The sequence below is a fragment of the Micromonospora sp. NPDC018662 genome (genome assembly GCF_044391475.1).
Lineage (GTDB): Bacteria > Actinomycetota > Actinomycetes > Mycobacteriales > Micromonosporaceae > Micromonospora.
The window spans coordinates 317,549-323,896 of the sequence record NZ_JBISAC010000001.1; the positions used below are offsets into that span (position 1 = coordinate 317,549).

The 6,348-nt window shown below is 73.7% G+C and carries 5 protein-coding genes; 2 read left to right on the plus strand and 3 right to left on the minus strand.

Going from position 1 to position 6,348, the window contains the following annotated elements; translation table 11 throughout:
• Positions 1 to 125 precede the first annotated feature (125 nt).
• Positions 126 to 665, plus strand: coding sequence for an orotate phosphoribosyltransferase (gene pyrE / locus ACH495_RS01550; RefSeq protein WP_396855819.1), 540 nt, complete (start codon positions 126 to 128; stop codon positions 663 to 665).
• Positions 666 to 722: 57 nt separating this feature from the next.
• Positions 723 to 1,100 (plus strand): helix-turn-helix transcriptional regulator, encoded by a 378-nt coding sequence (locus ACH495_RS01555; RefSeq protein ID WP_007073957.1) that lies wholly within the window; start codon positions 723 to 725, stop codon positions 1,098 to 1,100.
• Positions 1,101 to 1,331: 231 nt separating this feature from the next.
• On the opposite strand, the gene ACH495_RS01560 is transcribed toward ACH495_RS01555, so the two are convergent.
• The 3 genes from ACH495_RS01560 to ACH495_RS01570 form a co-directional block, all read right to left on the minus strand.
• Positions 1,332 to 2,114 (minus strand): DedA family protein, encoded by a 783-nt coding sequence (locus ACH495_RS01560; RefSeq protein WP_396856493.1) that lies wholly within the window; start codon positions 2,112 to 2,114, stop codon positions 1,332 to 1,334.
• 139 nt (positions 2,115 to 2,253) lie between these two features.
• Positions 2,254 to 4,770: a polynucleotide kinase-phosphatase gene (locus ACH495_RS01565; protein ID WP_396855820.1), complete on the minus strand. Its 2,517-nt coding sequence runs from the start codon at positions 4,768 to 4,770 to the stop codon at positions 2,254 to 2,256.
• The gene (locus tag ACH495_RS01570; protein ID WP_396855821.1) at positions 4,767 to 6,203 is read right to left on the minus strand and encodes a 3' terminal RNA ribose 2'-O-methyltransferase Hen1; all 1,437 of its coding nucleotides are present in this window, start codon (positions 6,201 to 6,203) and stop codon (positions 4,767 to 4,769) included. The genes ACH495_RS01565 and ACH495_RS01570 overlap by 4 nt, the downstream gene beginning before the upstream one ends.
• Positions 6,204 to 6,348: the final 145 nt, after the last annotated feature.

The following is a 6,348-nucleotide window of genomic DNA, read 5'->3' on the forward strand; positions in this document are numbered from 1 at the left end:
GCCGGCCGACCGGGATGGACGGTCGCACAGCGTAGCCGGGCATCGCCACCCATCGGTCGCTCACTAGGTTGACCGCGGTGGACCCCACAGACGGCGTACAGACTCGGGAAGTACGCTCTATCGCCATGGGGGACCACGACGACCTGCGTAAATTCATCATCGACCTGGCTGTGGTCCACGGTCGGGTGGTGCTCTCGTCGGGCCGTGAGGCGGACTGGTACGTCGATCTGCGTCGCGTCACGCTCCATCACCAGGCTGCCCCGCTGATCGGCCGGGTGATGCGCGACCTCACCGCGGACTGGGCGTACGACGCCGTCGGCGGCCTGACCCTGGGCGCCGACCCGGTGGCCGTCGCGATGCTGCACGCCTCGGCCGGCACCGACCGCCCGCTGGACGCCTTCGTGGTCCGGAAGGCGGGCAAGGCACACGGCCTCCAGCGTCGGATCGAGGGCCCGGATGTCTCCGGGCGCCGGGTGCTGGCGGTGGAGGACACCTCGACCACGGGCGGAAGTGTGTTGACCGCCATCGAGGCGTTGCGTGAGGCGGGGGCGGAAGTCGTGGGTGTGGCGGTTATTGTTGATCGAGGCGCCGGCGACGCGGTGCGAGCCGCCGGATTGCCTTATCGGGCGGCCTATACGTTGGCTGACCTCGGCCTTGTGGCCTAAAAGTTTGCCGATTCGGATCTGCTGATATGCAGGCGGATCGATGCTGCTGGTGGAAGGATGGAATACGTGGGAACTGCGTTGGCTGAAATGACCATGCCTCAGATCTCGCCGCTTGCCGGCGAGCCGATCGAACGCGCCGACGCCGAGCGGCTGGCGGGGGTCCTCAAGGCCCTTGCCGACCCCGCCCGGCTGCGGCTGCTCAGCCTGATCCAGTCGGCTCCCGAGGGGGAGGCGTGCGTGTGTGACCTCACCGCGCCGCTCGGCCTCTCGCAGCCGACGGTCAGCCACCACCTGCGTATCCTCACCGAGGCCGGCTTGCTGGAGCGGGAGAAGCGTGGGGTCTGGGCGTACTACCGGCTGGTGCCGACCGCGATCGCGACGATCGCGGATCTGCTCACCCCGCCGCGGAAGCGGGCCACCAAGAAGGCTCGCTGACACCACGGCCCGTCCGATGACGGGCCGGCCGGCCGAGGCCCCGGCGCGATGGCACGCGCGTCGAACCCGGCCGGGGTGTTCCACCCGGCGCGGGTGACCGGTGGCGTGCCAGGGGTGGCGCCACCACCGCACGGTGACGGCTGCCGTCATCCGTGTGACCCGTTGCCCGACAGGTTCGCCACCGAAGGCCGGCCCCCGCCCGGGGGCCGGCCTTCGGTGCGTCCGTGCCGGTCAGCGGCGGTGCTGGCCGCCGTGCCCGTGCGGGTGGTCGTCGCCGTCGACGGCGTCCCGGACGGCGTCCACGGTGCCGGCCGCGGTGGCCGCGGCGATCACCGCGACCGCCTCGCCGCGCTTGCGCGCCCTCCGGTCGCGGAGGAACTCGAAGAAGATCGGCAGCACCGAGATCAGGATGATCAACGCCACCACCGGCAGGATGTACCGGTCGATCTTGTCGCCGATGGCGTCGTAGATCTGGCGGGCCAGCAGGTAGCCGATCAGCAGGATGCCGTCCACCCAGAGGACCGCGCCGACCACGTTCCACACGAAGAACTGCCGGGCGGGCATGCCGAGCACCCCGGCCACCGGGTTCAGGAACGTCCGCACGATCGGGATGAACCGGGCCAGCACCACGGCCTTGGCCGGGCCGAACTTCTGGAAGTAGTACTCCGCCTTCGCCACGTACTCCCGCTTGAACAGGCGGGAGTTGGGCTTGTCGAACATGCGCCGGCCATAGCGCGCGCCGAGCCAGTGCCCGAGCTGGGCGCCGGCGATGGCGCAGATCGGGCCGCCGATCATCAGCCCGGCCAGCGAGAGCCGGGTGCCGTTGCCGAAGATGGCGTCGGCCACCGGGGAGGCGGCCACCCCGGCCAGGAAGAGCAGCGAGTCACCCGGGAAGAAGAAGCCGACCAGCAGACCGGTCTCGGCGAACAGGATCGCCCAGACGCCGATCATCCCGAAGGTGTGGATGAGGTCCTTCGGGTCGAGCGGATTCAACGCCACGTTCTCGGAGATCATCCGGGTCTTCTCTGCTGTGTCCACGGCCACAAAGGGTACCCGCCCACCCCCTACCCCCGGCCCGCCCCTGCTGTTTCACGGAAAGAGTGGCCATTCGCGCGCCGATGGGCCCACTTTCCGTGAAACAGCAGGGGGTGGGTTACAGGCGTGGGTCGACGGGTTCGGACTCGCAGGCGAGGATCGCGAAGACCAGCTCGTGGCGACGCCACAGCGGGGCGTCCTCGGCGAGCGCGTCCAGGGCGGCCAGGCCCAGGCCGTGCTCCCGCAGCGCCAGCCCGCGCTTGCGGCCCAGCGACCGGCGGCGCAACGCGGCGAGCTGCGCCGGCTCGGTGTACCCGGGACCGTAGATGATCCGCAGGTACTCCCGGCCGCGGCACTTGATCCCCGGCTGGAGCAACGAACCCTTCGGCGAGCGCGCGGCCAGGCCGGCGTACGGCTTGACCACCATGCCCTCGCCGCCGGCCCCGGTCAGCGCCAGCCACCAGTCGGTGGCGGCCGCCACCGCCGCCTCGTCGGCCAGCTCCACCACCACCCGCCGGGTCGGCGTGAAGAACTCCGGGTCGGCCGTGCGGAGCCGGTCCGCCAGCGCCAGGTGCCAGCCGTGGTCGCGGTCGGCGTAGCTCGCCCCGGCACCGGCCAGCACCGCGAACGGCGCCAGCGTCACGCCGCGCAGCCCGTCCGTCGGCCCGACGTACGCCCGGTACGCCGCCGAGTACGCGGTCACCTCGGCCGCCCGCTCGGCCATCCGGGCCCGCAACCCGTCCACCGGCAGCCCGCGCCCGGCCGCGGCGTCCACCGTGGCCAGCACCGCCGGCAGCGCCGCCCGCCCGGCCGCGCCGACCCCGGCGTACTGCTCGCGGATCAGCCCGCCCGCCTTCGCCGACCAGGGCAGCAGCTCGGCGTCGAGCAGCAGCCAGTCGGTGCCCAGCTCGGCCCAGAGGCCGGCGGTGGTGACCGCCGCGCGCACCCGGGCCAGCAGATCCTCGTCGAGCGGGGACCCGAAGAACGGCCGACCGGTACGCGTGTGCACGGCCCCGCCGCCGAACCGGCCCGGCTCCCGCTCCACCAGCACCACGGCGCGCGAGCCCATGTGCTTCTCCTCGCACACCACCCGGTCGACGCCGGCCGCGCGGTAGTCGGCGAACGCCTGCGCCGGGTGCTCCAGGAACCCGTCGACGGTCGACGTCGAGCAGGGCGCCATGGTCGGCGGCAGCCAGACCAGCCGGCCCGGGTCCAGCGCGTACCGGCTCATCACCTCCAGCGCGGCGGCGGCGTTCTCGGCCGGCACGGTCAGCGACCCGTACGCGTGGGTCAGGTGCCGCCGACCGGTCACGTCCGCCACGTCCAGCACGGTGTCCGGCCGGGCCGGGGTGGGCGGGACCAGCGGGCGGGCCGGGGCGTACCACTCCCGCTCCGCCGGGACCGCGACCAGTTCCTTCTCCGGATAGCGCAGCGCGGTCAGCTTCCCGCCGAACACGCAGCCGGTGTCCAGGCAGATGGTGTTGTTGACCCACTCCGGCTCGGGCGTCGGGGTGTGCCCGTAGACGACCATCGCCGAGCCCCGGTAGTCGCGCGCCCACGGGTAGCGCACCGGCAGGCCGTACTCGTCGGTCTCGCCGGTGGTCTCGCCGTAGAGCGCGAACGACCGCACCCGGCCGGACGCCCGACCGTGGTAGGCCTCCTTCAGACCGGCGTGCGCCACCACCAGCCGGCCGCCGTCCAGCACGTAGTGGCTGACCAGGCCGTCGATGAACGTCTCCGCCTCGGCCACGAACCCGGCCGGCTCGGCGGCGAGCTGCGCCATCGTCTCGGCCAGGCCGTGGGTGAGCCGCACGTCCCGGCCGCGCAGCTTGCGCAGCAGCTTCTGCTCGTGGTTGCCCGGCACGCAGATCGCGTGCCCGGCCGCCACCATGCCCATCACCAGGCGGAGCACGCCGGGCGAGTCCGGGCCGCGGTCCACCAGGTCACCCACGAAGACCGCGGTACGCCCCGACGGGTGCGCCGCGTCCACCGGGCGACCCGCGTCGTCGCGGTGAAGCGCGTAGCCGAGCCGGGACAGCAGCGTCTCCAACTCGGCGCGGCAGCCGTGCACGTCCCCGACGATGTCGAACGGGCCGGTCAGCTCCCGCCGGTCGTTGAACAGCTTCTCGTAGCGGACCTCGGCGGCGTCGATCTCGTCGACCCCGCGCAGCACGTGCACCTTGCGGAAGCCCTCCCGGGCCAGCCGCCCGTACGACTGCCGCAGGTCACGCCGCATCCGGGTGAGCACCGGGCGGCCGTGGGTCCGGTCGGCGCGCGCCTCGGTGCGCTCCCAGGCCACCGCCTCCGGCACGTCCAGCACGATCGCCACCGGCAGCACGTCGTGCTCCCGGGCCACCCGGATCAGCCCGGCGCGGGCGTGCGGCTGGAGGTTCGTCGCGTCCACCACGGTCAGCCGTCCGCGCCGCAGCCGGATCCCGGCCACGTGGTGCAGCGCGTCGAACGCGTCGGCGGACGCGGACTGGTCGTTCTCGTCGTCGGCGACGAGGCCACGGAACATGTCCGAGGAGAGCACCTGGCTGGGCGCGAAGTGCCGGCGGGCGAACGTCGACTTGCCGGCGCCGGAGACGCCGACCAACGCCACCAGCGCGAGTTCGGGAATGTCCAGGACGGTCATCGGGTCGTCTCCTCCTTCCGATCGTTGCGGGTCAGCACCGCGAGCTGGGTGGGCGCGCCCAGCTCCGGGTCGGTGTCGCCGACGCCGTCGATGGTGGCGGTGTAGCCGTGCGCCGCCGCCACCCGGGCCACCCAGGCGGCGAACTCGGCCCGGGTCCACTCGAACCGGTGGTCGGCGTGCCGGAACCGCCCCGGCCCGAGCCCCTCGTAGCGGACGTTGTACTCCACGTTCGGGGTGGTCACCACCACCGTGCCGGGCCGGGCGTGGCCGAACACCGCGTCCTCCAGCGCCGGCAGTCGCGGCGGGTCGAGGTGCTCGACCACCTCCATCAGCACCGCCGCGTCGTAGCCGCGCAGCCGGTCGTCCCGGTAGGTCAGCGCCGACTGCCACAGGCGGATCCGGTCCCGCTGCCGCTCCGGCAGCCGGTCCAGTCGCAGCCGACGGGCCGCCATGGCGAGCGACCGGTCGGCCACGTCGACGCCCACCACCTCGGTGAACCGCCGGTCGGCGGCCAGCGCGGTGAGCAGCGCGCCACCGCCGCAGCCCAGGTCCAGCACCCGGCTCGCGCCGCAGTCGCGCAACGCGGCGAGCACCGCCTCGCGCCGGAGCACCGCCAGCGACGCCCGGGGCGTCTCCGGGGGCTGCTCCGGGTCGACGCTGTCGTCGGCGGGCGGCTCGTCGGCCAGGCGCAACTCGGCCAGGCGGGCCAGCGCCGCGCCGGCCAGGGCTCGGCGGTGCGCCAGGTAACGACGGGTGATCAGACCCCGCTCCGGGTGGCCGGCCAGCCAGCCGGAGCCGGCCCGCAGCAGCTTGTCCACCTCGTCCGGGGCGACCCAGTAGTGCTTGGCGTCGTCCAGCACCGGCAGCAGCACGTACAGGTGGTTGAGGGCGTCGGCGAGCCGCAGCGTCCCGGTCAGCGTCAGGTCGACGTAGCGGCTGTCACCCCATTCCGGGTACGCCTCGTCGAGCGGGACCGGGATGGCCGTCACGGTCCAGCCGAGCGGGGCGAAGACGCGTTCCGCCAGCTCGGCGCCGCCCCGGCAGCGCAGCACCGGCACCCGTACGGTCAGCGGGATGCCGGTGGCGGCCAGCTCGGGGCGGTCCCGGGACTCGCCGCGCAGCGCCGAGCGGAACACCTTGGTCAGCGCCGAGGAGAGCAGGCTGGACGCCGCGTACGGGCGGTCGTTGACGTACTGCCCGAGGGTGAAGCCCTCCGGCGCGGCCGACTGTCGGCGGCCTCGGCCCCCGCCCAGCTTCAGCGGGTCCACCTCGACCAGCAGCGCCGCCGTGCACCGCGCCTCGTCCGCCTCCGGGTAGAACACGTGCGCGGTGCCGGCGGGCAGGTCGAAGCTCTGCACGCGGTCCGGGTGCTTGACGAGGAGGTGGCCGAGGTCGGTGGCGGGGCGGTGGGTCGTGGTGAGGGTCAGCAGCACTTGGTTGATGTTCCTTGATCTTCGGTTTTCTGTCGTTGGGGTTTTTCGGGGGGCGCGGTGGGGGGGTTGGGGGGGGGGGGGGCCCCCCCCGCCGCGGGGGCCGCCCCCCCCCCCCCCCCCCGCCGCCCCCCCCCCCCCCACCCGC

Coding starts and splice junctions, on each gene's coding strand:
- ACH495_RS01555 (WP_007073957.1), top strand. CDS start 723: ATGGAATACGTGGGAACTGCGTTGGCTGAAATGACCATGCCTCAGATC.
- ACH495_RS01560 (WP_396856493.1), bottom strand. CDS start 2,114: ATGATCTCCGAGAACGTGGCGTTGAATCCGCTCGACCCGAAGGACCTC.
- ACH495_RS01565 (WP_396855820.1), bottom strand. CDS start 4,770: ATGACCGTCCTGGACATTCCCGAACTCGCGCTGGTGGCGTTGGTCGGC.
- pyrE (WP_396855819.1), top strand. CDS start 126: ATGGGGGACCACGACGACCTGCGTAAATTCATCATCGACCTGGCTGTG.